Raw genomic sequence first — 24,895 nt, 5'->3', positions numbered from 1 at the left:
GCGCGATAAAAATTCATTTTTTATCGATAAAAGTCTGCTTTGGCATGGAAATTGTTTGAAGTGGTTGTTTGTGAGGGATTTGCTATTTCTATCTCTATTGCGTAGGGAAATCTCCCAGCTGAAACCGATATCTCAGCCGGGATTATAAGGTTATTACTATTACTTATCTTCTATATTAGGCAGGAAGACCGTGAATATCCCCAGTAATGGTAAGAATGCGCATATTTGATAAACCAGTTCAATACTGGTTAAATCAGCAACATACCCTAGTACAGCCGCACCTAACCCCCCCATACCGAAAGCAAAACCGAAGAATAGGCCGGAAACCATCCCCACTTTCCCTGGAATAAGCTCCTGCGCATACACCAGTATTGCCGAGAAGGCTGAGGCAAGGATAACCCCAATTATCACAGTCAAAACCCCAGTCCAATACAGAGATGCATAGGGTAAAATAAGGGTAAAGGGTGCTACGCCCAGTATTGACCCCCAAATAACATATTTCCTACCTATCCGATCGCCAAGAGGGCCGCCAATGATGGTGCCAGCGGCAACCGCGAATAAGAATACAAATAAATGTATTTGGGCATTTTGTACCGAAACACCGAACCTATGCATCAGATAAAATGTGTAATAGCTGCTAATGCTCGTCAAATAGAAGTATTTAGAGAATATCAGCACCATCAAGATAGCTAATGCACTAATAACCGTCTTTTTAGGCAGTACTTTTGCCGATGAGACTTTTATTACCTTGCCGTGTGTTGCTCTTTGTTGCTGCTGGTACCATTTACTAACCTGTAATAGCACCACAATGGCCAGTAATGCTGCGAGTGAAAACCACCCCACATTGCCTTTACCATAAGGTGCAATAAGGATAGCAGCTAATAGCGGCCCCAGGGCGCTACCGAAATTCCCCCCGACCTGGAAAATAGACTGAGCCATACCATGACGGCCACCGGAAGCCATCCGGGCTACTCGTGAGGATTCTGGGTGGAAGACCGAAGAGCCGGTTCCGACCAAGGCTGCTGCCAGTAAAACGACAGGGAAAGTCGTGGCTACCGCAAGCAGCAAGATGCCCGATAGGGTAAAACCCATACCAATTGGCAATGAATAGGGTTGCGGATGCTTATCGGTATAGAGGCCAATCAGTGGCTGTAATAACGAAGCGGTAAGTTGGTAAGTGAGTGTGATTAACCCAATCTGCGCAAAACTCAGTGAAAATTCAGCTTGTAATAGAGGATAAATCGCCAGAATCAGCGACTGGATCATATCGTTGAGCAAGTGAGATACGCTAATAGCACCCAATATAGAGAAGGAAGTACGTTTTACAGTGGCATTGACGGAGGGCTGGAGTCCAGTCTCAGAACGATCGGTCATAGTGAGTATTCGCCTAATAATTTTCACTGTTAATAATATGTTTGTAATGAATACATATTATGCAGAACGAATGATTTTTACTACAGCTGATACAATTTGATATATATTCCAATATTCTGAAATTCCTACATGTGTCATCACATTACAATACGAACTGTGTCACAGTATGACCTTGATTTATCATGATATTGGTATGCATTACCCCTTTTTTACTCATTAAACTGGCACTGAACTGGCTGGTTTTAACGACAACATGGAGATTTGCCATGCGTTTTTCATTATCGACCACAGCATGTGCTTTGGCTGTGTCGCTAGCGTTTGTACCGGGATGGGCAGCGGCCTGGGAAAAAGATAAAACTTACGATATCACCATACTGCACACCAACGATCACCATGGGCACTTTTGGCAAAATGATCATGGTGAGTATGGTCTGGCAGCTCAGAAAACCGTAGTTGATGACATACGCAAACAAGTTGCCGCAGAGGGAGGAAGCCTGTTGCTGCTCTCTGGCGGGGATATTAACACCGGTGTACCAGAATCTGATTTGCAGGATGCCGAGCCAGATTTCCGCGGCATGAATTTGGTCGGTTATGATGCCATGGCCATTGGCAATCACGAGTTTGATAACCCGCTGAGTGTGTTGCGCCAGCAGGAAAAATGGGCAACTTTCCCATTATTATCCGCTAATATTTATCAAAAAAGCACTCAGCAGCGGTTGTTCAAACCTTATGCTCTTTTTGATAAGCAAGGTGTGAAAATTGCCGTGATTGGTTTAACCACTGACGATACTGCTAAGATCGGTAATCCCGAGTATTTCACGGATATCGAATTTCGCGTACCCGCAGTTGAAGCCAAACAAGTTGTCTCTCAACTGAGAAAAACAGAAAAGCCTGATATTATTATCGCTGCTACTCATATGGGGCATTACGATGATGGTGTGCATGGCTCGAATGCTCCGGGTGATGTCGAGATGGCGCGCAGCTTACCAGCCGGTTATCTGGATATGATTGTGGGGGGGCACTCACAAAACCCAGTCTGTATGGCCGGTGAGAATCATAAGCAGGCTGATTATGTGCCGGGTACGCCTTGTGCTCCCGACCGGCAGAATGGCACCTGGATTGTGCAGGCGCATGAGTGGGGCAAATATGTGGGGCGAGCCGATTTCAAATTCCGTAATGGCGAGTTGAAGTTAGTGAGCTATCAGTTAATCCCAATCAATTTAAAGAAAAAAGTTGAGAAAGCGGATGGGACCAGTGAGCGCGTCTTTTATACACAAGAGATTGCTCAAGACCCATCAATGCTCAAACTTCTAACGCCATTTGAAGAGCAGGGCAAGGCGCAACTGGATGTTAAAGTCGGCAGTGTGAATGGCAAGCTAGAGGGTGACCGTAGTAAAGTCCGTTTCGAGCAAACTAATTTGGCACGAGTGCTATTGGCCGCGCAAATGGAACGAGCGGATGCTGACTTTGCAGTGATGAGTGGCGGGGGAGTTCGCGATTCTATCGACGCGGGCGATATCACATATAAAGATGTTCTCAAGGTTCAGCCATTTGGTAATACTCTGGTTTATGCCGATATGAAAGGTAGCGACGTTGAGAAATATCTGGCGGTTGTGGCCAATAAGAAAGTAGATTCAGGTGCTTATGCACAATTTGCCAATGTTAGCTTAGTGGCTGATGGCAAGGGTGTCAGTGACGTGAAAATACAGGGCAAGCCGTTAGATCCAAATAAAACGTATCGTCTGGCGACCTTGAATTTCAACGCATTAGGCGGTGATGGTTATCCGAAGATTGATACTTTACCCGGTTATGTCAATACCGGTTTTATCGATGCAGAAGTGCTAAAGCAGTATATTGAAAAGCACTCTCCGCTAGATGCTAGTCAGTATCAGCCGAAAGGCGAAATTGTTTATAACTAGCTGAAAGTCATCGGGATGAAGCACATTAGGAATTGTGCTTTTCATCCCGATTTCAACCTCTGAAAAATCCCTCTGCAAAACTCCACTGCAATACTGAGTGCTAATTAAACAGCAATCGTGATCTATTCTTTACCGCGATCATCATTATATTTATCGGTCATAGCTTGGTTTTTGTGTCCAAGTAATGACTTCGTATCGATGCGCTGCTCACGATACAATTGCTCGGAAAGCGAGCGTTTCTCATGGAATGTTGGTGGGATCCCTTCCTCCCATTTAAGGCCGCTAGCTTCACTCGCCGCAGTGAAATTCATTCTTATTGTTTGGTCGCGAATTTTTCCACCGTGCTTAGCTGTGGCCACTGCGTGGTGATGGTGTAATAAGTAAGGGCTTACTATCCGATCTCGACACTGTGTTATGACTTCACGTAACGTAATATTGAGTGCGTTGCAATTATTTCCGGCCCGACTAAAGAGAGTGATATCACCTGGGCACCCAATCCGACACAAATCATTGAAACCAAGGTGGAGCAGGTTAAAAAGGTGCTGGCGCTGAAAATTGATGATGAACCACCCGCCAGTTTTATGCGTATCCCGAAGCGGTACCGGTGGGAAAGCCGCAAGTGGCTGACATGGGTTAAATCCCAACAGTGTTGCGGGTGTGACAGTTCTGCTGACGACCCCCACTACATCATTGATCACGATCAGGGCGGTATGGGCACTAAGGCCCACGACCTTTTCACTATTCCTCTTTGCCGCGATTGCCACGATTCACTGCATGCGGATATGCGAGCGTGGGAAGCGGAGCATGGTAGCCAGATAGTGCTGTGGTTTCATTTTATGGACAGGTCTATCGGTATAGGGGCTTTAGCATGAGAGATATTCAGTTAGTTCTGGAACGATGGGGCGGCTGGGCTGCTAATGAAGAGTTCAACCTGATTGATTTGCATTATAAAAAGGGAGTATCAAAGTCAGCGATTGCCCGGAAGCATAAATGCTCAGAGGGAAAGATACGGTTAAAGCTCATGCTGGCGGAGGCTTTTGTGGATGCATGTTTGATTATGCCAGGGGCCAAGTTAGAAATGGATGAGTGGACACATAAATCTAATAGTGAAAAAATTGTATTAGCTCAGACGGATTCTAACGGTGTTCTGTAGTAAGGAGTGCTAAATCTGATCGTCGGCTAAGGGCCGTGAGGTCTGCTACGAGCGAGGAGCAGACATTTTACTCATGGCAGAGGAGCGTTTCCGATTAATTATACTGTGCTTTCCAGTAACAAATTTAGTTTGTATTTATCGATCCCGGACAAGCAATACCAGTTGCAAATGATGCTCTATGAATTCTTTTTTGAATGCCTGCAATGATGAACATCATTGGTAACCTTAATACTTGCATATCTCTAACAGCAAACGCATGCGCTTGATGACTACGCTGGTCATCGCCTTTAATGAAATATCTACGCCCCAAAATCCTGTTCTAACCGCGAGCAACATATCCGGCGTGGGTCATTGGGGAACAGGTCAGCGGAAACGGCTGAAATTATCCCGCATTACGCTGGCGCCAGCTTAGCACTGGCCACCAGTCAGTTATTGGTTTCTGAAGAAAGCAGTCCTTGCAAGGGTCATTTGCGTCTGGCAGTCGACCATTTTCTTGACTTCAGAATCTGTTCCCTGCATTGAAACTTTGCCGCACATGGCATCCTTAGTTTTGATCCACTGGCGCTGAGAAGGCAGTAACTCTTTTTTCTTCACCGGCGTTAACGTGCTCCAGGCGGTATTCAAATCAGAGTCGGCATTCGCAAACGCCATTCGGGACTGATCAAGACTGCCAGCTTTTTGCTGCTGAGGCTGCTGGGAGGATTGTTGCGGAATGGTTTGCTGAACCTGCTGCTCAGCCTTTTCTTGCGCCTGAAGCTGTGTCTGCCTCTCAATTTGCTGATCCGCCTCATACTTAGCCTGTTGCTGCGCCCTGAGTTGTGCCTGTTGTTCCGCTTCAATTTGACTCTGCTGGGCATCCTTAGCCTGCTGGATTTTCTGCTGCTCAACGATCGGGTTGATGATGGAAAGCGATGTCAGTGCAGCGGCACCCACTGATATCGGATTATCAGAGGAGGCTTTTACAAAAATGTTTTTCTGATCGTCGGTCGCCTGCGCGGTGTAGGAGATGCGTTTTGAAAAGGCGTTTGCGTTGTTATCCAAAGACAGGCTTTCCATTTGCTTGTCGAGATTACGGTTAAAGTTCTTTCTGTAAGCATCAGAAAGCTGGGCGTACTCGTTCGCAGGTAGGGTCATCGTCACGGTCCCTTCACAGGTTTTCATTGTGCTGCCCGTGTCACTTGAGGTTGTGGAGATTTCAGAGATGGCCAGTTTGATCTTGTCCAAAGCGCTTCGTTTGGTCTGATTAGTGACGTCAGGGTATTTGTCGACCTGTTCAGAGAGTCCTTCATAAGCAGATTTTTTTAATAAATCCATGAGAGCTGACTGGGTCATTTCAGAGGAACAACCGATCACGTCTTTTTTGTTATCACAGCCTGTAATGGCAACGGCGAGTAAGAGTACTGCGTATTTTAATCTCATGAGTTCCCTTTAGAGTAAGGATTGGCTTTTAAGAGGCGGTCTGTGATCAGTCCGGAGGGCTACAGCAAAGAGCGCTGAACACTGAACGCATCACAAGCAAGAACCAAGGTGATATCGGCAAAGGCTGTGAAATCTTTAATTCAGCTGATGAGAACGGTATGCGTAGGGTACTGTAACGATGATCCCGAAGCCGGAAACCTGCAAGGCAAGTTCTCGCTGCTGAACTTAATAAAGGGCAGGGTAAAGCCGGTGCTGGCGCACCGTTTATGACCTTTCACCTGCGCTAACCCACACAGACGTTCAGACCAGTGGTTTCTTCGCTGGTATATTTGTTATGGCGAGTCTCATTTGACCTGATTCTTCTTATCACCTCTGTTAAAAAAGGGGAGATTGCCCTACCACGCGGTACACGATAAGAACTTCATCGAAAGTCGTTCTTGGCTCATATGACCTGCTCTCTTTCAAATTAATGCAGACCGAACTTAGAAAGTTCCGCTTTTGGCACAGACCGGAATTTCGCGGATAACCTACTTTTGTTTAAAGAGTAGAGCCTGCCCCACTGGTTAACAAATGCCATTATTCTCGGAGTCAAGGTTATTTATCAGCTGTTGTAATGACGAAATCAGCGCCGAACACTCATTCTCGCTCATTCCACGTGTTGCCTGTTCTACTACACCCAAAAGTTTTTCTTTTACCTGAGGAAGCGTCACTCGCGCCTGCTGAGTGAGTGAAATATAACTTGAACGTTTGTCCACTGGGTGAGGTTTGCGAACAATTATGCCATCACGTTCCATCCGCACCAGCAACGCGGCCATTGTTGGTTGTTCAACTCTGGCATATTCAGCAAGTTGTTTTTGTTGCATATCCCCCATTTCCTCTAATGTGACAGCAACGGGAAGATAAGCCATACCGAAGTTAAGTGGGCGAAGGCGCTGCTCAAACGTGCGCATAAGTAGCCGGGATGCCTGGTTTATCCAGAAAGTTGTGAGGGACTCTGGCGTCCACTGAGAATTGCTATTGATTTTCATAGCATACCATTGTTTTCATTGTCTCGATCTGTTGGGGCAGATGGAATATACATCAGAGGTCAATCGCCTGTTAAAACCCGGGGGAACGCATCTAATTTGGGCTATGGACACCACCCCCCGTGAGTTGGAATTATCACCTTCAGTCATTGAAAATGTGTTTGGTCTGCATTTTGAATTAGTAAGTGCAGAAAAAAACATCGACGCCTTGCCAATTCCCATTGGTATAGATTATTAAAGAAATAGGAATAAGAACGTAAGTGCCAACTGGCGGAGTTTCAGAGCGGTAAATATCATTATCTTGTTTGACTATAAAATTTTTTATTAAACAGATAAATACGTCCGTACCGTGTTTTTCGCATGATTGGCCCTCAACCCCTATGATAACTCGTTCACTTGTGTGCGCCGAAACGCCTCAATATCCGACGATGACACAAAGTCGCCAGTTGCGAAATAACTTCACTGTATATCTTCATACTAGACTTTCTCCTTTAGAGCGGTTTCACATAGAGTGTTAAATGCTTCAGCAGCTTCAGGTAGATTGTCGTAATAGGTAGGGTGATACCAGTCATTATGGTAATTCCCCTAGATGGTTGTGGACTGTGACACGACTGATATCGTGCCGGGTGAGCTAGAAAAGTGGGATGGTGAGAAGTGGGTGACAGATGCAGATGCCGTTAAGCGAGAGGCGGCTGAAAAGAAAGTTGGTCGCTGACTCTGAAATTGACTAGTGGCAGGATGCTGTAGACGGTGATTATGCAAAGCCGAAAGAGGTTGTGGAATTAGTTGAATGGAAAAATATCGGGTTCTACTCATGCGAGTTGATACATCGAAAGCACCCGATATCGAATGACCGGTTACGGCTATTGATTAAGCACCAAACATAAGTACTCGCAGTGGCCTGGTTCCCCTATTTAAATACTCTGCTTGACTGATAATCGCGCTATTACAATCATCAGCAGGGATAGTGCGGATCACCGACTGGCTTCCTAGTACGCTCCCCCACTTACTTGTTGCAATGTTAAACCTTGGCTTACTAATGAAAGCATGAATTTCTCCAGACGGGTCTTGCGCAATAAAGTAAAAGCCTGCAGGCCAGCAAGGAAATTCTGTGGAGATACATTCGCTAAGGTTCATTAATCAATCCATTATATTTAACCATGCGATATGTAAGTTTATTTAGTAATTTAAGTCAAATTGGTTAAACAGATGAATAATGAGTTATCGATCGTTTAAAACGATCATTGGGATTTCTCTTAGTGGCAAAATATAAAACCGGACTTAATGGCCCGGTCAATTCACTCGTGTTACACATCTGTAACTAACCACTAAAGTGTACCTTAATTTAAATAGTTCAGACCTGCATCACTGATCCCCGCATCAATATAATCAATCCGCTTTTGTAGTTCACTGACGATATACCGCGCCTGCTCGACTGTTAACCGGCTTATCTTACAGTCTTACTGCTATCTTCCTGTTAATGCCGAATCGGTTAATGGTAGGGATAACGACAACAGTTCCGGTAAACAAACAGATTTTTATCGCATCATCAGTGTCAGGGGTTTATGAACATTTGATTCAGTCATCCCCGATAACAACATTAAAAACGACTCTCCCAGAAATCCCCATCATTACCCCACAGGCGTTTTATTATAAGGCGACCTAAAATGATACGGTGTCTCTGCTTATTATTGATATAAACGGGTACACGTTCTAAGGGAGGAAATAATATACATGTTCAATTTGCAGATGCTACTGAGGCAGTGATTAATGGCTATTCTTGCTATCCACAAGATCCGCAGTATTATGACTTTTTAGGGGAAGCTGAGGTTGGTGATGCGAGATATTTAATATTTTATGAAAAAATGCCTGATTACGCTCAGACTACACTACGAATTCCGGATGAAAAATATATTAATATATTGACATTAAGCTTGGGTTTGGAGTAAAACAATTAGCTAAATTTTAAATTTAAGATCGTAAAATGATCAAGCAAAAGAATGTGAGTTACGATTATACAATATGTGATTTTTTATCACTCGTATATTTGGGATTGCCTGTTTTCATTTTCTTTGTTTGTTTTTCTAAAATGTGGCTAGGTTTTCTAGCCATAACTACTTTAAGTTATATTCTATATAAAGTAATAAAAAAAACACAATGGAAATCGGATGGTAATATCAAGTTATTATTCTTGGTGTTTGTTGTATCTTCTATATGGGTGTTATTGTCAGGTGGGCTGTTTGGGATAAGTCAAAATTATGATTGGGTAAAACACAATGCCATTTTAAATGTTTTATCTCATAATCCGTGGCCTGTAAACACTGAAGATGGAAATATGAGGTACTATCTTGGATGGTATCTTACTCCTGCATTAGTGATGAAGCTATTTAATGGTAATAGCGGGATATTAATTTCATCTATATGGTCGTTAATTGGCGTTGTGCTTTTCTTTTGGGGGGTTGTTTCAAATATAAAATCAAAATTAAATGCCTCTATTGTTATATTTGCATTTATATTTTTTAGTGGTGCTGATAATATTGGATACCTAATAACTAAATTTCAGGTTGATCTCCCTTTACATTTTGAATGGTGGGCGGGGTGGATTGAATATGCATCGAATACAACATCTTTATTCTGGGTGCAACAACATGCGATTCCAGGATGGATAGGAATTACAATTCTTTTAAAAAGATTAGATAGTAATAATCTACAAGGCGGTTTATTGGCGATGTTATTAATATTTATTGCTTTTTGGTCCCCTTTTGTCGCCATAGGTTTGTTGCCATTCGTTATGCCAATTCTTAGTAGATTTGGGTTATATAAATCAATAGTTAATATTGAAAATATAATTGTTAGTGTAGTTGTTGGACTTCCAATAGTATTGTACTTACTGTCTAATACTGGGGAAATTATAAGTGGTCCAATCTGGAGTAATAGGTGTACAATAATTCCAAATGCACCTTGTTTTACTATTAGTAGCTTCTTTCTTTTTCTTGTACTTGAAATCGGTGGGGCTGTATTGGTTATGGTTACGTGTAAGCCAAATATACCAAAAAGTTTTCTTATAATTTCCGTCGTGTCACTTTGCTTAATTCCTTTATATACAGTTGGGCCACTCAACGATTTTGCCATGAGGGCATCTATCCCAGGGATAGCTGTACTTGCTTTAGCTTGTGGTAAAGCATTAGTTGACACAAATTGGCCGAAAAAATTGATACCATTGCTAGTTGTTTTAATTGGTATAGGTATTCCTCTAGGTGAGATGTATAGAGGAATATTCATTTTAAAAACAGACTTTGAAAAATCAACGATTAAAGATCTAACTGGTGGTAATAAAATTTTCTTACAACAGTATTTTTCTGAAAAATCAATTTGGGTACTGCGTGATAGTAAATAAAGAATTGTGATATATTTTTTCAGTAAAATTACGCATATCATCTCTTACCGAAATCAGGTACAAAACCGAGTTTAATGGCCCGGCCTATTCATTTGCGTTTGTAGCTCACTGACGATATGTCGCGCCTGCTTGACTGCTATCTCCATTGTCTGAATGACTTCCGCATTGGATAAGATTGGAGGTTTTTTTACCGTACCATTGAAAATCATGGATTTGCTGCGTGTGGAGTGGCTGATGGTAAGAGAGTCAAATTTATAGATCACAGAAAAATTCTATTCGAATCCTTTTGTTGCTGACATGAGTAGATCCTCAGATAGATAAATAACTGTTTAAATATGCAGTATAAATTATCAGGTCGCCAATGTGTTTTAAGTGAGTCTTTGGGCAAAATATCTTGTGCAAAACTATTTTTTATTTATTTCTATTGAGTAGGTTAGAGCGCTACTAATTTAGCCGATTTTAGGTGCTAAAAATCCAGTAATTATTTTAAATATCAATTTATTGCGATGTAATTCAGTGCCTACTAAAGCAGTATATTGAAAAGCACTCTCCGCTAGATGCTAGTCAGTATCAGCCGAAAGGCGAAATTGTTTATAAATAACCCGTCGATCTGGGAGCCTCCATTGGTTGGTGGAGGCTTCTGGTTATTTTCATTCACTACTATTATTGCTTAGATTATTAATCCCGCTTCGCAATATCAGCAAATGTGCCTTGCAGTAAACGGCATAAATCCGTTGCCGCTAATTCAATATCTAACCCCCGTTTGCCGCCGGAAACAAAAATAGTGTCATATTCTTGAGCTTGAGTATCAATCACGGTGGGTAAACGTTTTTTTTGCCCTAATGGACTGATGCCGCCGACTAAATAGCCAGTGCTCCGCTGCGCTAATTGTGGGTCAGCCATTTCGGCTTTTTTTGCCCCCAATGCACGCGCCACTTTTTTGAGATCAAGTTGAGTGGCGACTGGCGTGACGGCCACCGCCATATTTTTGGCGTCACCATTTAAAGCAACCAATAATGTTTTATAAACTTGATCTGCATTGAGGCCCAGCTTTTTCACCGCTTCATCACCGAAATTGGTTTCTGATGCGTCATGGTGATAGGGGTGTAAAGTGAAAGGAACTTTTTGTTTTTCCAGCAAAATGACTGCAGGTGTCATAATAAACGTCCAATTAAAAATGAAAATTTATTCAAGTGGAATATCCTACACGCAATTATTGCCGTAGGGTTAAAAATTAATCCAGCAAAATCAGTACAATGATCCCGTGTGACACGATATATGATGAATGTCAGTTGCTAACCTAATCATCAGGTTGCTACCCTGTACTTGCTGCTCGTATTATCCGCAAGGAGTATGGGCGCTTAATAACTAAAATAATGAAAATTCCTCTTTGACTGGCCGATAGTGATATCGGCCATTTTTTTGTGTTTTTAATGGTGGTTGGGCTTCAATAATTCAGGGAGATTTCCTTCGCCATATAAATGCAATGCGCCGACCGCGACCACATAGCGCCCGGCGGGTAACTGTTCGAGTTGTTGTTGCCAGCGTTTGTTGCGCTGAATCATCAACACGTCGTACAAACCCTGGCTAAAGGTGGGGGCCAGCGTTGCCAGATAATTTGCCGGGTGATGTTCCAGCCACCAGCCCATCATGGTTTGCAGCAGGCGGGCATTGGTGTGCCAGTGGGTCAAGGTGTCTTTCAACAAAGACATGCCGTTATCGGGCAATGTCTCGAGTAAATCGAGCTGCATTTGCGCACCTTCCAGCTCAATAACTGTTTTCTTCTGCGCGGCAGCTGCTTTCAATAATTGATAATCGATGCCGTATTCGCCCCGTAACCCGAGGCGTTGGGCTTGACGGGCCTGTAACATCAAGGCCACTTGCCATGCGGGCAGAAAGGCCATGAACTGCGGGTCATTGTCCAGCTCTTCGCAACGTTGCAGTAATTGTTGATAATCTTCTGCGGATAATCGGTCAATTAAGGGTTCGGTGAGATTATCGTTACCGAATGGCGAGGCCGTTTCGGTGATATCCGCCTCCACAATCAGCGCGTCGGCCTGATTCAATTTATTCAACAACTCGTGGGGGAGAGGAAACATACCTTCGGTTCCCATATGAATGCTGCCAACCAGGTGGAGGTGGCGTTCACCGGGTAAGGTGATATCCAAAGCCGGATAGGAGTATGTCGTGGGGGCTGCCACCCCTAAAAATTTTGCGATGCGGCGTAATAATTGGCCCATGCCGGTGATTCCCTTTTTAGCGTTTTCTGTATCCTAGACGCTAAATGGCGCACAAGAAAGTGTTGTGCGCCATTAGGTTATACCTGTCATGCAGCTTGCTGCATGACCAACTGTCTCCGCCAGACCTGCATCGCCAATGACTTTGCATCTGTTGGGCGCGCTTACTGCTTCGGTTTAAAACGCAGCAAGCGGTTGGCGTTACTGACCACGGTTATCGAGGAGAGAGCCATTGCTGCCCCTGCGACGACTGGGCTAAGTAATGTCCCGGTGAATGGGAACAGAATCCCCGCAGCAATCGGAATCCCCAGCGCATTATAGAAAAATGCCCCTAACAGGTTTTGTTTCATATTTCGCAATGTGGCTTTGGACAACTCAACAGCATCCGCCACCCCATGCAAGCTATGGCGCATCAGGGTGATAGCCGCAGTTTCAATCGCAATATCACTGCCGCCGCCCATGGCAATGCCAACATCTGCTTGCGCCAGAGCAGGGGCATCATTGATACCGTCGCCAATCATTGCCACTTTATGCCCGGCCGCTTGCAGTTGCTTAATTGCTTCTGCTTTGCCATCTGGCAGGACGCCGGCTATCACCTGATCAATACCGGCTTCTTTGGCAATGGCATTCGCGGTAATAGGATTATCACCGGTTAACATCACCAGGCTGTATCCTAACTGGTGCAAACGTTGCAGAGCGCTGATACTGTCACTGCGCAGAGGATCGCGAATTGACAACACCGCAGCCGGTTTGCCCCGCGCAGTCAGAATAACCGGCGTCGCGCCACTTTCTGCTTGCTGCCGCATTAATGATTGCAACTCACTGGTATCAATCTGTTGTTCCTCCAACAGGCGATTATTCCCCAGCAATAATGGAATGCCGTCGACCTCACCACTGACCCCTAAACCGCGCAATGTGCGAAATTGCTCTACTGTCGCCAGTGTCAGCCCCTCAGCGCGCTGTAAAATCGCGCGAGCCAGTGGGTGATTAGAGCCGGTTTCCAGCGCGGCGGCCCATTCCAGAGCTTGCTGCTCACTGACCCCGTTGAAGGTGTGAATAGCCACCACTTGCGGATGCCCTTCGGTCAGGGTGCCGGTTTTGTCGAACACGAGCGTGTCGAGGTTGCTGGCTTGCTGTAATGCATCCGCATCCCGCACTAACACCCCGAACTCTGCCGCCCGACCCACACCGGAGATAATCGACATCGGTGTTGCCAGCCCAAGCGCACAAGGGCAGGCGATAATCAGCACCGTCGTGGCGACGACCAAGGTATAGACCAACTGCGGTTGTGGGCCGAAGAAATACCAAATTAGCCCCGCGATTACGGCAATCGCGACCACCGTGGGAACAAATACCGCTGAGATTCTATCGGCCAGTTTGCCAATTTCGGGTTTACTGCTTTGGGCCTGACGGACCAGCTTGATGATTCGCGCTAATGTTGTCTGGCTACCGATAGCATTGGCCCGGAACAGCACTGAACCATCCTGGACTTGTGTGCCGGCATGGACGACATCACCGGCTGACTTTTGTTGTGGGATAGGTTCGCCGGTTAGCATGGCTTCATCCATCCACACTTCACCTTGCACAATCTCCCCATCAACCGGGACACGGTCGCCAGTGGTCAAGCGCAAGGTCATGCCCAGTTGTACATCAGCCAATGGGATGAGCTTCTCACCCTCATCTGTGACCAGCCGTGCAGTGGGCGGAGCCAAATCTAGCAAGCGCTCCAACGCATTAGAAGAGCGCTGTCTGGCGCGTTGTTCCATAGCATGGCCAAGATTAATCAAACCAATAATCATGGCACTGGCTTCGTAATAAAGATGGCGTGCTTCCATCGGGAAAACATCCGGCCAGATGTTCACCGTGATGGAGTAAATCCAAGCCGCGCCCGTGCCCAATGCCACCAAAGTATCCATAGTGGCACTGCCATTCTTCAGGCTAACCCAGGCATTGCGATAAAAGTGGCCGCCAGCGAAGATCATGACCAGCAGAGTGATTATCCCGACAATCAGCCATGGTGTTTGGGTTTCGGGGGTTAGCGTCATGCTTCCACCAAATAACCCCCATCCCATCAATGGGATACCCAATAACAGCCCTAGCGCGGCTTGCCACTGGAAGCGCTTCATACTGGCTTGTGACATTTGCTGCTGGCGCTCGCGTCGCTCCGCTTCATCTTCAATGATTTCAGCGCCATAACCGGCGTTTTTGACCGCTGCGATAAGTGCTTCGTTGCTAGGGTGCCCGGTGACTAATGCACTGCGCTCGGCCAGATTGACCCGAGCAACCTCGACACCCTCAACACTTTGCAGGGCATTTTGTACTTTGGATACGCAACTGGCGCAGCTCATCCCGGTCAGTAGCAGTTGAACACTGTCGCTATCTTGGGTTGCTGGCTCTGCGACTGGGGTGGTTTCGCTTTTATTTACGTCATTTTTTGCTGCCGGAATAGTAGACGAGGCCGCTGCCAGATATTCCGGCTGTGATGGGGCTGAGTGAGTCAGCGGCTCAGTTTTTGGGGAGTGCGCCCCAGCTAATGTCGCGTGATAACCCGCTTGCTCGACGGCATCAATCAAGATTTGTGCATCAACTTTGCCATACACTTTGGCGCTATCGAGTGTCACATCTGCTGCAATAACACTGGGAACAGCTTCCAGCGCTTTGCGAGTAGATTCAGTGCAATGCCCACAACTCAAACCTGAAAGTTGTAACTCAACATCAGGGATTTGAGCTTTTTCCGCCTGATAACCCGTTTGTTTGACGGTATCAATTAGCGTCGTGGCTTCGGCTTCGCCAGTCACTTTGGCGTAGTGAACATTCACTTCAGCATGATGAACATCTTCACGGCTTTCTAATGCCGTTTTTACCCGTTTGGCACAATTCATACAGGAAAGGCCGTGTAAGGCCAACACTGTGGTTTGCAACATAATTGACTCCTTATCGAATAGGAACCTATCCATAAATTTTATCGGGATAAGTTTAGTCGGTATTCCCAGCTATATCCCTTATTCAGGGCAATAATAGACTTTAATCTGTACAGGTTTTATTCCGCTTGACTGACATCGTTCCTTTCACTAATTATAGAGGTTAAACCTTCCAGAAAGGGGAAGGTCAAGGGGGTAAAGTGAATATTAGCGATGTCGCAAAAAAAACCGGTTTAACCAGTAAAGCCATTCGTTTTTACGAAGAGAAGAAACTGGTGACACCGCCTATCCGCACGGATAATGGCTATCGCAGCTACAGCGCCAGACATATCGAAGAGTTAACTCTGTTACGTCAGGCGCGGCAGGTCGGTTTTACGTTGGATGAATGCCGCGAGTTATTGGCATTGTTTCATAACCCCGCGCGCCACAGTGCCGATGTGAAAGCAGCGACGCTGCAAAAGGTAGCGGAAATCGAAAGACACATTGATGATCTTAATCAGATGCGATTACGTTTATTGGCGTTGGCAGACGAGTGCCCAGGGGATGACGGCGCGGAGTGCCCGATTATTAATAATCTGGCTGGGTGTTGTCATACTGCGCAGAAGCAAGACGTTAACAAAAAAGAGAACGTTAACTGACAGGCCGGGACCGCAGGCCTGTCATGAGAGGCGCATTCAGATAAATGCGCCTTTATAGAGAATTAGTGATGGTGAACTGCTCTGACATGCAAGGTATTACCTTCCACTAAGATCACTTCAACTTCGGTACCGACACTTAATTCATTAGAGCAATAAATGCGCCAACTGCTATCACCCACTTTCATGCGGCCATAACCGTCAACTGTCGGTTCCGTCAATGTTGCTCGCGTTCCCAACAATTGATGATTACGTTGGTTTAGCATGGCCGGTTGTGGTTTGGTGCGTTTACTCAGCCAATACCACCACAGAAAAGCAGAAATCACCGTCAGAACAGCAAATAGCACACCTTGCATTTCCCAGCTAAAGGGAAAGAACCAGACCAGAATGCCCACTATCACCGCAGCGACACCGCTCCACAGCATATAGCCACTGGCACCCAGCATCTCAGCGGCCAGTAATAGTCCGCCGAGTGATAGCCAAAACCAGTTTGGATTTGCTGCAATTTCCTCCAGCATGGTTATTTACCCCGGCTGTTTTTACTCTCACCAATCAGCTCAGCAATACCACCAATAGCACCCATCAGGTTGCTAGCTTCCAGTGGCATCATAATGACTTTGCTATTATTGGCCGAACCGATATGTTGCAGTGCATCGGTATATTTCTGTGCCACGAAATAGTTAATGGCTTGAATATCACCAGCAGCGATGGCTTCAGAAACCATTTTGGTTGCTTGCGCTTCCGCTTCTGCCGCACGTTCACGCGCTTCTGCTTGCAAGAATGCTGACTGGCGCTCACCTTCTGCTTTCAGAATTTGTGATTGTTTCTCACCTTCGGCGCGCAGGATTGCCGCCTGACGAACCCCTTCGGCTTCCAGAATATCTGCACGTTTGGTACGTTCAGCTTTCATCTGCGCATTCATCGCAGAGATCAGTTCAGTCGGTGGGCGCACATCACGGATTTCAATACGAGTGATCTTAATGCCCCACGGGTTGGTGGCTTCATCGACGATATGCAACAGGCGGCTATTGATGTTGTCGCGTTGGGACAACATTTCATCGAGTTCCATGGAACCTAAAACAGTACGGAAGTTGGTCATGGTCAGATTGACGATAGCCAATTCCAAATTGCTGACTTCATATGCTGCTTTCACGGGATCAATAACTTGGATAAAGCAGACGGCATCAATTGCTACGTTGGCGTTATCACGGGAAATGATTTCTTGGGATGGGATATCCAGTACTTGCTCCATCATATTGATTTTACGACCAATACGATCCATAAATGGCACAACGACATTCAGGCCTGGCATCAGAGTTTTGGTATAACGACCAAAACGTTCGACAGTCCATTGAAAACCTTGTGGAACTATTTTGATTGAGGAAAAGACCACAATCAGGGCTACAACGATAAGAACAGGGATAACCGTAAACATATTTAACTTCCTGTCAGCAATGAATATTGTTTCTTAATATTACGTGACAGAGCGCTAAATTCCTAACGAAAGGCAGGTAAATGCGTGTAAATGAGAAAAAGGGAGACAGAGGCAGGATAAAACAGCGCGGGATGGCCCCGCGCAGTGACAAATAATGGCAATAACATGACGGCTGATGACGGTAAAAGTCCCGGTCAGCGCGCCGTTTTAGTACAACAAGGAATAAAGTTGACGGCGATATTTGGCTGCCAGCGCATCGCCAGTACCTAATGCCGCCAAAATATCCATTAATGTCTTACGCGCAGCCTCATTTGCCGCACCCAAGTCTTTCTTCAAGTGGCCCAGCAGTAACTCCAGTGCCTCTTCGTTGCGGCCAACTTGATGCAGTTGTAGGGCTAATTGCACCGCCAATTCGGCATTATCCGGTTGTTCAGCCACTTGTTGCTGTAGCAGCTGGATTTCTGGTGTATCAGCGGCTTGTTTGAGCAACTCGATTTGTGCAATCAGCCCTTGATAACGAGTATCACGGTCTTGCAGTGGAATGGTCGCTAATACGCCTTCAGCATCTTCACTGCGATTGAGCAGAATTTGTGCTTCCGCCAGTTGCAGTGCAATGTCGCTGGTTTGCGGATTATTGCTTTGTTGCATCAATTGCCAGGCATCTTTCAGTAATGGCAGCGCTTCCTGCACTTTGCCCTCGGCCATTAATTGAGCTGCTTCCGCCGCTTTCAGCTCTTCAGGTTTCGGTAACACCCGTTGCAGTAACTCGCGGATAACATCTTCTGGCTGTGGCCCTTGGAAGCCATCTACCGGCTGACCGTCTTTAAAGAGATAAACGGCTGGAATTGAGCGCAAACCAAACTGTGATGCCACCGTCTGTTGTGCATCACAATCAACACGCGCCAGAATGAATTGGCCTGCATATTCAGCGGCCAGTTTATCCAGCACTGGGGTCAGTTGCAGACAGTGCTGGCTGCGTTCAGACCAAAAGTAGAACAGCACTGGCACGGCCATGGATTGTTCTAAGGTCTGATGTAGGTTCGCTTCAGTAATATCAATCGTAGTAGGTGCTAGCATGAATTTTTTCTCTCATTCGTTTTAGCAGTAGATGGGGGCAAATTATGTTGCTTCAACCCTCATCGCGATTATCAGGAATTGCCCCGCAAGACTTTATCGAGCATCCGCCCAGGTAATATGCGGCGCAGTATCGTCAACGCATGGGCCACTAAGGTGACTGGATAGCGTAATTTCGGGCGCGGGTTTTCCAGCGCATGGCGCAATTTCGGTAAAATAGCTTCAGGTGGCAAGGTGAAACGCTTCGCAATACCGGGGTTATTCACTGGTTTATCAATCTGCGCTTGATTCACATTTTGTGTGAAATGCGTGCTTATTGGGCCGGGTTCAATCAAACTGACATGAATTCCACTGTCATGCAGTTCCATGCGCAAAGCATCGGACCAAGCTTCCAGTGCATATTTACTGGCGGCATAGGCACCCCGGCCAGCAGTTGACACTAACCCCATCACCGAGCTGGTTTGTATGATGCGCCCCTCACCGTGCGGTAGCATGGCGGGCAACAAAAGTTGCGTCAGTTGGTGGGTACCAAACAGATTGGTGGAAAATTGTTTTTCCAACTGTTGGCGCGAAATGGTCTGCAATGGGCCGTACAACCCAAAGCCGCCATTGTTAAACAAACCGTACAAGCGCCCACCGGTTAACTTGATAACTTGCGCCGCAGCACGTTCAACACTGGCGCTGTCATCCAAATCCAGTTCAATACCCTCCAGACCCAATTGCTCCATCCTGGCAACATCCTCGGGTTTACGGCAGGCCGCCAGCACGCGGTAACCACGGTTTTTCAAGTCTTGTGCTGCAATCAGGCCAATACCGCTGGAACAACCGGTAATTAATACTGCTTTTTGCATAACTTTACCTAGTGAGTGATTCTATTTGTTTGAACAAGTGTTATTACTTCTTATTGTTTCTTGTTAATGAACAGCGACTAACGGCTTGAGTTGTTGCGCCATCCAATCTGCAATGAAAGGCTGGGCCTCGGCGTTAGGGTGTAAGCCATCATCCTGCATCCACTCGGGCTTAACAGCAACTTGTTCCATAAAGAATGGAACCAGCGGAATATTGAATTGCTGTGCCAACTGTGGATACATTGCGGTAAAAGCATCAGTATAACGGCGACCATAATTGGGTGGAATGCGGATTTGCATCAATAAAGGTTGCGCTTTTGCTTCCTTGATTAGATTGATAATTTGCGTGAGATCCCGCTGAATATCCTGGGTTGGGAACCCGCGCAGGCCGTCATTAGCACCCAGTTCAATCAGCACCCAGCGGGGCTGATGTTGTTCCAGCAGGGCAGGGAGGCGGGCCAAACCCTGCGCGGCAGTATCACCACTGATACTGGCGTTAACCACTTTCGGTAATGATGAGGTGGCTTGCCATGTTTTATCCAGCCGTGAAGGCCATGCTTGGGCAATAGGCAGGCGGTAACCGGCGCTTAAACTGTCGCCGAGAATCAAAAGTGTATCGGTTGCGGCGGCACGCAAACTGAATAATCCCAACAGTAATAGGAAGGGAAGATGCCAGCGGAAAACGTTCTTGAAGTTCATCATCTTAATAAACACGTCGGCCAGGGTGAGCAACAGCTCTCCATCCTTACCGGAGTTGAGCTGGTTGTCAAACCCGCTCAGACAATTGCGCTGATTGGTGAGTCAGGTTCAGGTAAATCAACCTTGCTGGGAATTCTGGCTGGCCTTGATGATGGCAGTAGCGGTGAAGTGAGCTTGCTCGGCAAATCCTTGACCGCCATGGATGAAGAAGGGCGAGCGCTATTGCGGGCAAAAAATGTCGGTTTTGTTTTCCAATCATTTATGTTGGTGCCGACCCTCAATACGCTGGAAAATGTTCAACTTCCGGCATTGCTACGGGCTGAAAGTGAGCGCGACAGTAAAATACATGCCATTGAGTTATTAAAACAGGTGGGGCTGGAGAAGCGCCTTCACCATCTTCCGGCCCAACTCTCCGGCGGTGAACAGCAGCGAGTGGCACTGGCCAGGGCCTTTAGCGGCCGGCCAAAAGTGTTATTCGCCGACGAGCCAACGGGCAATCTTGACCGCCATACGGGTGACCGTATTGCCGACCTGCTGTTCTCCCTAAACAGGGATTATGACACCACACTGATTCTGGTGACCCATGATGTCCAACTGGCTGGCCGTTGCCAGCGACGGCTGCGGCTACAAGACGGTAAATTGTGGGAGGAAGCATGATTTGGCGCTGGTTTTGGCGTGAATGGCGCTCGCCCTCACTACTGATTGTCTGGATGGCGTTAACCCTGGCGGTGGCTTGTGTATTGGCGCTGGGCAGTATTAGTGACCGGATGGAGCAAGGGCTTAGCCAGCAAAGTCGTGATTTTTTAGCCGGCGACCGAGTGCTGAAAACTTCCCATCCCGCCCCTGAAGGCTGGTTATTGGAAGCGAAGCAGCAAGGGCTGTCTGTTAGCCGCCAGCTTTCATTTATGACAATGACGTTTGCTGGTGACCGCCCGCAGCTGGCTGATGTGAAAGCCACGGACTTAGCGTATCCGCTGTATGGCAAGCTGGAAACCTTACCCGCACAAGTCAAACTTGAACCGGGAACCGCGCTGGTGGCCCCGCGATTGCTGGCGCTGCTTGGGGTTAAAGTCGGTGACACATTGGAGGTCGGTGATACTTCACTGAAAATTATTGGTGAAGTGCTTCAGGAGCCAGATTCGGGTTTTAACCCATTCCAGACCGCGCCGCGTATTTTAATTAACCTGGCTGACGTAGAAAAAACCGGTGCAATACAGCCGGGTAGCCGTTTGAGCTATCACTATATGTTTGCCGGTTCGCCGGAGGCTATCACTCAGTTTAGTGACTGGTTGACTCCACAACTGAAGCCCGATCAGCGCTGGTATGGCTTGCAAGAATCCGGTGGCGCACTGGGGAAATCCCTACAACGCGCGCAGCAGTTCTTGCTGTTATCGGCATTATTGACCTTATTGCTGTCAATTGCTGCTGTTGCCGTGGCGATGGGGCATTATTGCCGCAGCCGCTATGATTTAGTGGCGGTGCTGAAAACATTAGGTGCCGGGCGCAGTGCTTTACGGCGGCTGATTATCGGCCAGTGGCTATCAGTCTTAGTGCTGGCAGGGCTATGCGGCAGTGTGATCGGGTTATTGTTTGAGAAAATACTCATCCGCTTGTTGTCCCCGGTCTTACCCGCAGCATTACCGGCCGCAGGTTTATGGCCATGGATATGGTCAATGGGATCCCTGGTATTGATTTCATTGCTGGTGGGGATCCGCCCTTACCGCCAACTGCTGGCGACTCAGCCATTGCGAGTCTTGCGCCGCGATGTCTCCGCGAATGTTTGGCCGCTGCGCTATTTCATTCCGGTGATGATAATAGTCGTCGTCGGGCTATTGGCCTTGCTGATGGGCGGGAATTCGCTGCTGTGGGCAATTCTCGGTGGCATGGTGGTGCTGGCGTTGTTGTTAGGTGTTATTGGCTGGGGCGGATTATTGCTATTACGCCGCCTGACAGTCACCCGTTTGTCATTGCGGCTAGCTATCAATCGATTATTGCGTCAGCCGTGGATGACCTTGACCCAACTGGCGGCATTCTCACTGTCATTTATGCTGTTAGCATTGTTATTGGTGCTGCGCGGGGATTTATTAGATCGCTGGCAACAGCAATTGCCGCCGGATAGCCCGAATTATTTCTTATTAAACATCACACCGCAACAGGTGCCGCAAGTCACGGAGTTCCTGACCCAACATCAGATAACTCCGTCGACTTTCTATCCTATCGTCCGAGTGCGTTTGACTGAAATTAATCAGCAACTGGCGACCGAGCGGGTCGCCGAGGATGCACCCGGTGGCGAAGCGGTGAATCGGGAGCTGAATCTGACCTGGCAGCAAGATTTGCCCGCTCATAATATTCTGACCGCAGGACAATGGCCGCCAAAAGCGGATGAAGTGTCAATCGAACAGGGGATTGCTGACCGGCTGGGGATTAACGTCGGCGATAAGCTGACATTCAGTGGCGATACTCAGTCATTTGGTGCCACGGTGAGCAGTGTTCGCCAGGTAGACTGGGAAAGTCTTCGTCCTAATTTCTACTTTATTTTCCCGCCAGGTGCGCTGGATGGGCAGCCACAAACCTGGCTGACCAGTTTCCGATATCAGGGGGATGGCGAGGTTCTGACTCAACTGAATCGCCAGTTCCCGACACTCAGCTTGCTGGATATTGGCGCGATGCTGAAACAGGTCGGGCAGGTGCTGCAACAGGTTAGCCGGGCGCTGGAGGTCATGGTGGTATTAGTGATTATCTGTGGCACTTTACTGTTATTGGCACAGATACAGGTCGGCATGCGCCAGCGCCGTCAGGAGTTGGTGGTCTACCGGACGCTCGGAGCAAGTAAACGCTTACTGCGCGGCACATTGTGGTGGGAATTTGCCCTCTTAGGGCTGGTGGCGGGGCTGGCCGCCGCTATTGGGGCAGAAGCCGCACTTTGGGCTTTACAGCGCTTAGTGTTTGATTTTCCATGGCAACCTAACTGGGTGATGTGGTGGTCATTGCCACTGGCTGCTGCACTGTTGCTGTCACTGTGTGGGGGTTGGCTAGGGGCCAGATTGTTGCAGGGGCGGGCTTTATTCCGCCATTACACGGATTAGAAAGATAACGCGGGCGGCATAAGCTACCCGCGCTTCAATTACAGCTTATCTTGTGCCCAGCGCAGGGCGTTTTGATATTCTGCGGGTAGCAGCGGCGCTAATGCTGCCAATGCCGTGCTTAATGCCGCGCCATCGGGGTCATTTAAGTTCAAATGGCCCACTTTGCGCCCCTCACGCACTTCTTTTTCATACCAATGCAGGTGTACCAATGGCAGTGACAGCCATTCGATATTCACCGGCGTACCAATCAGATTGACCATCGCCGACGGGGTATTCACCACCGGCGTCGGCAGCGGTAAATCCAAAATCGCGCGCAAATGCAGTTCGAACTGACTGATTGAGGCCCCATTTTGGGTCCAGTGACCACTGTTATGCACCCGTGGAGCCAGTTCATTGATAAGCAAATTATCGCCGACGATAAAACATTCCATCGCCATCACACCAACATAATTCAGCTCATCCATAATGGCGGAGAGCATCTTTTCAGCTTGCTGTTGTAATTGATTAGGTTGTAAAAGGCTATCTGGCTGAGGCCGCACCACACTCATGCGCAGAATACCCTCTTCATGCAGATTATGAGTGAGTGGGTAAAAGACGGATTTACCTTGATGGCTGCGGGCGCCGACCAATGAAACTTCGCCGGAAAAATTAATTCCCTGCTCGACAATGCATTCGCCATAAGCATCGGCTGGCAAACTCTCATGTTCACCGGCGCGCAAACGCCACTGACCACGGCCGTCATACCCCCCCACCCGGCGCTTCACGATGGCCAATTCACCCAGCTTAGCGAAAATTTGCGGCCATTCACTGGCGCTTGCCAGCAATTGCCATGGCGCGGTTGCTAAATTAAGACTATCGAGTAATTGCTTTTGAGTCAGGCGATCAGCCAGACGCGGGAAAATATCGCGGTTAACGAAAGCGGTGTGTGTGGCGAGTTCGCGTGTTAAGGCTGTTTCGGGCCAGCGCTCAATCTCGGCGGTAATCACACTGTGCTGATAGGGCACGGCTTCCGGTTCAGCATCTAATCCTACCGGATAAACTGCAATACCCAGCGGCTCACCGGCCTGTCGCAACATGCGGCCTAACTGACCATTGCCTAATACGCAAACCGGCTTCATGCTTCATCCCTCGGATCGGGATTATCCAACACTTCATCCGTTTGGTTTTTACGCCAATCCGCTAAACGCGCAGCCAATTCAGAATCATGCAGCGCCAGTATTTGAGCTGCCAGCAATGCGGCATTCGCCGCACCGGCTTTACCAATTGCCAGTGTTCCCACAGGAATGCCACGCGGCATCTGCACGATAGAATACAAACTGTCGACACCACTTAATGCCGCACTTTGCACTGGGACACCTAAGACCGGCACCAGTGTTTTAGCCGCCAACATACCCGGCAGGTGAGCAGCACCGCCCGCGCCTGCAATAATGACATGTAAGCCATTGGCATCGGCTTGTTCGGCAAAACTGAACAGTTTATCTGGGGTTCGGTGTGCAGAAACGACTTCGACATGGAACGGGACATTGAGCGTGGTGAGCACGTCGGCGGCGAACTGCATGGTGGCCCAGTCACTCTTGGACCCCATTACGATAGCGATTTTAACCCCGGCTGCATAAGCCGAATCGAGGTTAGCTCCCATGGGTGTAAAGCTCCTGTGATTGCGCAAGCGTCGG

22 protein-coding genes and 3 pseudogenes are annotated in these 24,895 nt (G+C 47.4%); 11 read left to right on the top strand and 14 right to left on the bottom strand.

Annotated elements, in window-relative coordinates:
* Positions 1-159: 159 nt before the first annotated feature.
* On the bottom strand, positions 160-1,374 hold the full coding sequence (gene rosA / locus F0T03_RS15720) for an MFS transporter RosA (protein ID WP_159679391.1): 1,215 nt from the start codon (positions 1,372-1,374) through the stop codon (positions 160-162).
* Between the two features lie 266 nt (positions 1,375-1,640).
* Here rosA and ushA point away from each other — a divergent pair, with 266 nt between their 5' ends.
* Entirely contained in the window at positions 1,641-3,293 is a 1,653-nt protein-coding gene (ushA, locus tag F0T03_RS15715; RefSeq protein ID WP_159679388.1) for a bifunctional UDP-sugar hydrolase/5'-nucleotidase UshA, read from the top strand.
* A 122-nt stretch (positions 3,294-3,415) separates the two neighbouring features.
* On the opposite strand, the pseudogene F0T03_RS21725 reads toward ushA, so the two are convergent.
* A pseudogene (locus F0T03_RS21725) lies at positions 3,416-3,742 on the bottom strand (tyrosine-type recombinase/integrase); the annotation flags it as partial.
* Between F0T03_RS21725 and F0T03_RS15705 the strand changes: the two are divergent.
* Both F0T03_RS15705 and F0T03_RS15700 read left to right on the top strand, forming a co-directional pair.
* Positions 3,728-4,165 (top strand): DUF968 domain-containing protein, encoded by a 438-nt coding sequence (locus F0T03_RS15705; RefSeq protein ID WP_343032880.1) that lies wholly within the window; start codon positions 3,728-3,730, stop codon positions 4,163-4,165. The pseudogene F0T03_RS21725 and the gene F0T03_RS15705 overlap by 15 nt on opposite strands.
* Positions 4,162-4,446, top strand: coding sequence for an antiterminator Q family protein (locus F0T03_RS15700; RefSeq protein WP_159679385.1), 285 nt, complete (start codon positions 4,162-4,164; stop codon positions 4,444-4,446). The genes F0T03_RS15705 and F0T03_RS15700 overlap by 4 nt, the downstream gene beginning before the upstream one ends.
* Positions 4,447-4,875: 429 nt before the next feature.
* On the opposite strand, the gene F0T03_RS15695 is transcribed toward F0T03_RS15700, so the two are convergent.
* Both F0T03_RS15695 and F0T03_RS15690 read right to left on the bottom strand, forming a co-directional pair.
* Positions 4,876-5,865 (bottom strand): lysozyme inhibitor LprI family protein, encoded by a 990-nt coding sequence (locus tag F0T03_RS15695; RefSeq protein WP_159679383.1) that lies wholly within the window; start codon positions 5,863-5,865, stop codon positions 4,876-4,878.
* A gap of 563 nt (positions 5,866-6,428) precedes the next feature.
* The gene (locus tag F0T03_RS15690) at positions 6,429-6,815 is read right to left on the bottom strand and encodes a MarR family winged helix-turn-helix transcriptional regulator (RefSeq protein ID WP_208787085.1); all 387 of its coding nucleotides are present in this window, start codon (positions 6,813-6,815) and stop codon (positions 6,429-6,431) included.
* A 118-nt stretch (positions 6,816-6,933) separates the two neighbouring features.
* On the opposite strand from F0T03_RS15690, the gene F0T03_RS15685 reads away from it, so the two are divergent.
* The 5 genes and pseudogenes from F0T03_RS15685 to F0T03_RS21935 form a co-directional block, all read left to right on the top strand.
* Positions 6,934-7,128 carry a hypothetical protein gene (locus F0T03_RS15685; RefSeq protein WP_159679379.1) on the top strand — a complete coding sequence of 65 codons (195 nt, stop codon included), beginning with the start codon at positions 6,934-6,936 and terminating at the stop codon, positions 7,126-7,128.
* Between the two features lie 351 nt (positions 7,129-7,479).
* Positions 7,480-7,605 (top strand): hypothetical protein, encoded by a 126-nt coding sequence (locus F0T03_RS21800; protein ID WP_281347269.1) that lies wholly within the window; start codon positions 7,480-7,482, stop codon positions 7,603-7,605.
* A 19-nt stretch (positions 7,606-7,624) separates the two neighbouring features.
* Positions 7,625-7,743: pseudogene (locus tag F0T03_RS21940) on the top strand (tail fiber assembly protein); the annotation flags it as partial.
* A 1,131-nt stretch (positions 7,744-8,874) separates the two neighbouring features.
* On the top strand, positions 8,875-10,287 hold the full coding sequence (locus F0T03_RS15675; RefSeq protein WP_159679377.1) for a hypothetical protein: 1,413 nt from the start codon (positions 8,875-8,877) through the stop codon (positions 10,285-10,287).
* Positions 10,288-10,807: 520 nt separating this feature from the next.
* A pseudogene (locus F0T03_RS21935) lies at positions 10,808-10,888 on the top strand (5'-nucleotidase C-terminal domain-containing protein); the annotation flags it as partial.
* Between the two features lie 77 nt (positions 10,889-10,965).
* On the opposite strand, the gene ybaK reads toward F0T03_RS21935, so the two are convergent.
* From ybaK to copA, 3 genes are all read right to left on the bottom strand, one after another.
* Positions 10,966-11,445 carry a Cys-tRNA(Pro)/Cys-tRNA(Cys) deacylase YbaK gene (ybaK, locus tag F0T03_RS15670; RefSeq protein WP_159679375.1) on the bottom strand — a complete coding sequence of 160 codons (480 nt, stop codon included), beginning with the start codon at positions 11,443-11,445 and terminating at the stop codon, positions 10,966-10,968.
* Positions 11,446-11,717: 272 nt separating this feature from the next.
* On the bottom strand, positions 11,718-12,527 hold the full coding sequence (locus F0T03_RS15665; protein WP_159679373.1) for a TraB/GumN family protein: 810 nt from the start codon (positions 12,525-12,527) through the stop codon (positions 11,718-11,720).
* 161 nt (positions 12,528-12,688) lie between these two features.
* Complete coding sequence (copA, locus tag F0T03_RS15660; RefSeq protein WP_159679371.1) at positions 12,689-15,448, bottom strand: copper-exporting P-type ATPase CopA; 2,760 nt, start codon at positions 15,446-15,448, stop codon at positions 12,689-12,691.
* Between the two features lie 197 nt (positions 15,449-15,645).
* On the opposite strand from copA, the gene cueR reads away from it, so the two are divergent.
* A complete protein-coding gene (gene cueR / locus F0T03_RS15655) occupies positions 15,646-16,083 on the top strand; it encodes a Cu(I)-responsive transcriptional regulator (RefSeq protein ID WP_145554912.1) in 438 nt (145 codons plus the stop codon).
* 62 nt (positions 16,084-16,145) lie between these two features.
* On the opposite strand, the gene F0T03_RS15650 is transcribed toward cueR, so the two are convergent.
* From F0T03_RS15650 to tesA, 5 genes are all read right to left on the bottom strand, one after another.
* Positions 16,146-16,598, bottom strand: coding sequence for an NfeD family protein (locus tag F0T03_RS15650; protein WP_145554911.1), 453 nt, complete (start codon positions 16,596-16,598; stop codon positions 16,146-16,148).
* Positions 16,599-16,600: 2 nt separating this feature from the next.
* A complete protein-coding gene (locus F0T03_RS15645; protein WP_159679370.1) occupies positions 16,601-17,515 on the bottom strand; it encodes an SPFH domain-containing protein in 915 nt (304 codons plus the stop codon).
* 207 nt (positions 17,516-17,722) lie between these two features.
* On the bottom strand, positions 17,723-18,592 hold the full coding sequence (locus F0T03_RS15640; RefSeq protein ID WP_159679368.1) for a thioredoxin family protein: 870 nt from the start codon (positions 18,590-18,592) through the stop codon (positions 17,723-17,725).
* A gap of 71 nt (positions 18,593-18,663) precedes the next feature.
* Positions 18,664-19,440, bottom strand: coding sequence for an SDR family oxidoreductase (locus F0T03_RS15635; RefSeq protein WP_159679366.1), 777 nt, complete (start codon positions 19,438-19,440; stop codon positions 18,664-18,666).
* A gap of 63 nt (positions 19,441-19,503) precedes the next feature.
* Positions 19,504-20,136, bottom strand: coding sequence for a multifunctional acyl-CoA thioesterase I/protease I/lysophospholipase L1 (gene tesA / locus F0T03_RS15630; protein ID WP_162527043.1), 633 nt, complete (start codon positions 20,134-20,136; stop codon positions 19,504-19,506).
* Between tesA and ybbA the strand changes: the two genes are divergently transcribed.
* Together ybbA and ybbP are read left to right on the top strand one after the other, a co-directional pair.
* A complete protein-coding gene (ybbA, locus tag F0T03_RS15625; protein ID WP_159679364.1) occupies positions 20,107-20,793 on the top strand; it encodes a putative ABC transporter ATP-binding protein YbbA in 687 nt (228 codons plus the stop codon). The genes tesA and ybbA overlap by 30 nt on opposite strands.
* A complete protein-coding gene (ybbP, locus tag F0T03_RS15620) occupies positions 20,790-23,222 on the top strand; it encodes a putative ABC transporter permease subunit YbbP (protein ID WP_145554906.1) in 2,433 nt (810 codons plus the stop codon). Before ybbA ends, ybbP begins: the two co-directional genes overlap by 4 nt.
* 38 nt (positions 23,223-23,260) lie before the next feature.
* Here the strand turns inward: ybbP and purK are convergent, their stop codons facing one another.
* Together purK and purE are read right to left on the bottom strand one after the other, a co-directional pair.
* Complete coding sequence (gene purK / locus F0T03_RS15615) at positions 23,261-24,340, bottom strand: 5-(carboxyamino)imidazole ribonucleotide synthase (protein ID WP_159679363.1); 1,080 nt, start codon at positions 24,338-24,340, stop codon at positions 23,261-23,263.
* Positions 24,337-24,861 carry a 5-(carboxyamino)imidazole ribonucleotide mutase gene (gene purE, locus F0T03_RS15610; protein ID WP_145554904.1) on the bottom strand — a complete coding sequence of 175 codons (525 nt, stop codon included), beginning with the start codon at positions 24,859-24,861 and terminating at the stop codon, positions 24,337-24,339. Before purE ends, purK begins: the two co-directional genes overlap by 4 nt.
* Between the last annotated feature and the right edge of the window lie 34 nt (positions 24,862-24,895).

This window comes from Yersinia canariae (assembly GCF_009831415.1).
Classification (GTDB): Bacteria; Pseudomonadota; Gammaproteobacteria; order Enterobacterales; family Enterobacteriaceae; genus Yersinia; species Yersinia canariae.
This window is presented reverse-complemented; position numbering and strand designations above follow the sequence as displayed.

Excerpts from the sequence above, each read along its gene's own strand:
- F0T03_RS15695 (WP_159679383.1), bottom strand. The coding sequence starts at position 5,865 with ATGAGATTAAAATACGCAGTACTCTTACTCGCCGTTGCCATTACAGGC.
- F0T03_RS15690 (WP_208787085.1), bottom strand. The coding sequence starts at position 6,815 with ATGCGCACGTTTGAGCAGCGCCTTCGCCCACTTAACTTCGGTATGGCT.
- purE (WP_145554904.1), bottom strand. The coding sequence starts at position 24,861 with ATGGGAGCTAACCTCGATTCGGCTTATGCAGCCGGGGTTAAAATCGCT.
- ybbA (WP_159679364.1), top strand. The coding sequence starts at position 20,107 with ATGCCAGCGGAAAACGTTCTTGAAGTTCATCATCTTAATAAACACGTC.
- purK (WP_159679363.1), bottom strand. The coding sequence starts at position 24,340 with ATGAAGCCGGTTTGCGTATTAGGCAATGGTCAGTTAGGCCGCATGTTG.
- F0T03_RS15635 (WP_159679366.1), bottom strand. The coding sequence starts at position 19,440 with ATGCAAAAAGCAGTATTAATTACCGGTTGTTCCAGCGGTATTGGCCTG.
- F0T03_RS15675 (WP_159679377.1), top strand. The coding sequence starts at position 8,875 with ATGATCAAGCAAAAGAATGTGAGTTACGATTATACAATATGTGATTTT.
- F0T03_RS15685 (WP_159679379.1), top strand. The coding sequence starts at position 6,934 with ATGGAATATACATCAGAGGTCAATCGCCTGTTAAAACCCGGGGGAACG.
- F0T03_RS21800 (WP_281347269.1), top strand. The coding sequence starts at position 7,480 with ATGGTTGTGGACTGTGACACGACTGATATCGTGCCGGGTGAGCTAGAA.
- copA (WP_159679371.1), bottom strand. The coding sequence starts at position 15,448 with ATGTTGCAAACCACAGTGTTGGCCTTACACGGCCTTTCCTGTATGAAT.
- F0T03_RS15700 (WP_159679385.1), top strand. The coding sequence starts at position 4,162 with ATGAGAGATATTCAGTTAGTTCTGGAACGATGGGGCGGCTGGGCTGCT.
- ybaK (WP_159679375.1), bottom strand. The coding sequence starts at position 11,445 with ATGACACCTGCAGTCATTTTGCTGGAAAAACAAAAAGTTCCTTTCACT.
- F0T03_RS15665 (WP_159679373.1), bottom strand. The coding sequence starts at position 12,527 with ATGGGCCAATTATTACGCCGCATCGCAAAATTTTTAGGGGTGGCAGCC.
- F0T03_RS15650 (WP_145554911.1), bottom strand. The coding sequence starts at position 16,598 with ATGCTGGAGGAAATTGCAGCAAATCCAAACTGGTTTTGGCTATCACTC.
- rosA (WP_159679391.1), bottom strand. The coding sequence starts at position 1,374 with ATGACCGATCGTTCTGAGACTGGACTCCAGCCCTCCGTCAATGCCACT.
- ushA (WP_159679388.1), top strand. The coding sequence starts at position 1,641 with ATGCGTTTTTCATTATCGACCACAGCATGTGCTTTGGCTGTGTCGCTA.
- tesA (WP_162527043.1), bottom strand. The coding sequence starts at position 20,136 with ATGAACTTCAAGAACGTTTTCCGCTGGCATCTTCCCTTCCTATTACTG.
- F0T03_RS15645 (WP_159679370.1), bottom strand. The coding sequence starts at position 17,515 with ATGTTTACGGTTATCCCTGTTCTTATCGTTGTAGCCCTGATTGTGGTC.
- ybbP (WP_145554906.1), top strand. The coding sequence starts at position 20,790 with ATGATTTGGCGCTGGTTTTGGCGTGAATGGCGCTCGCCCTCACTACTG.
- F0T03_RS15640 (WP_159679368.1), bottom strand. The coding sequence starts at position 18,592 with ATGCTAGCACCTACTACGATTGATATTACTGAAGCGAACCTACATCAG.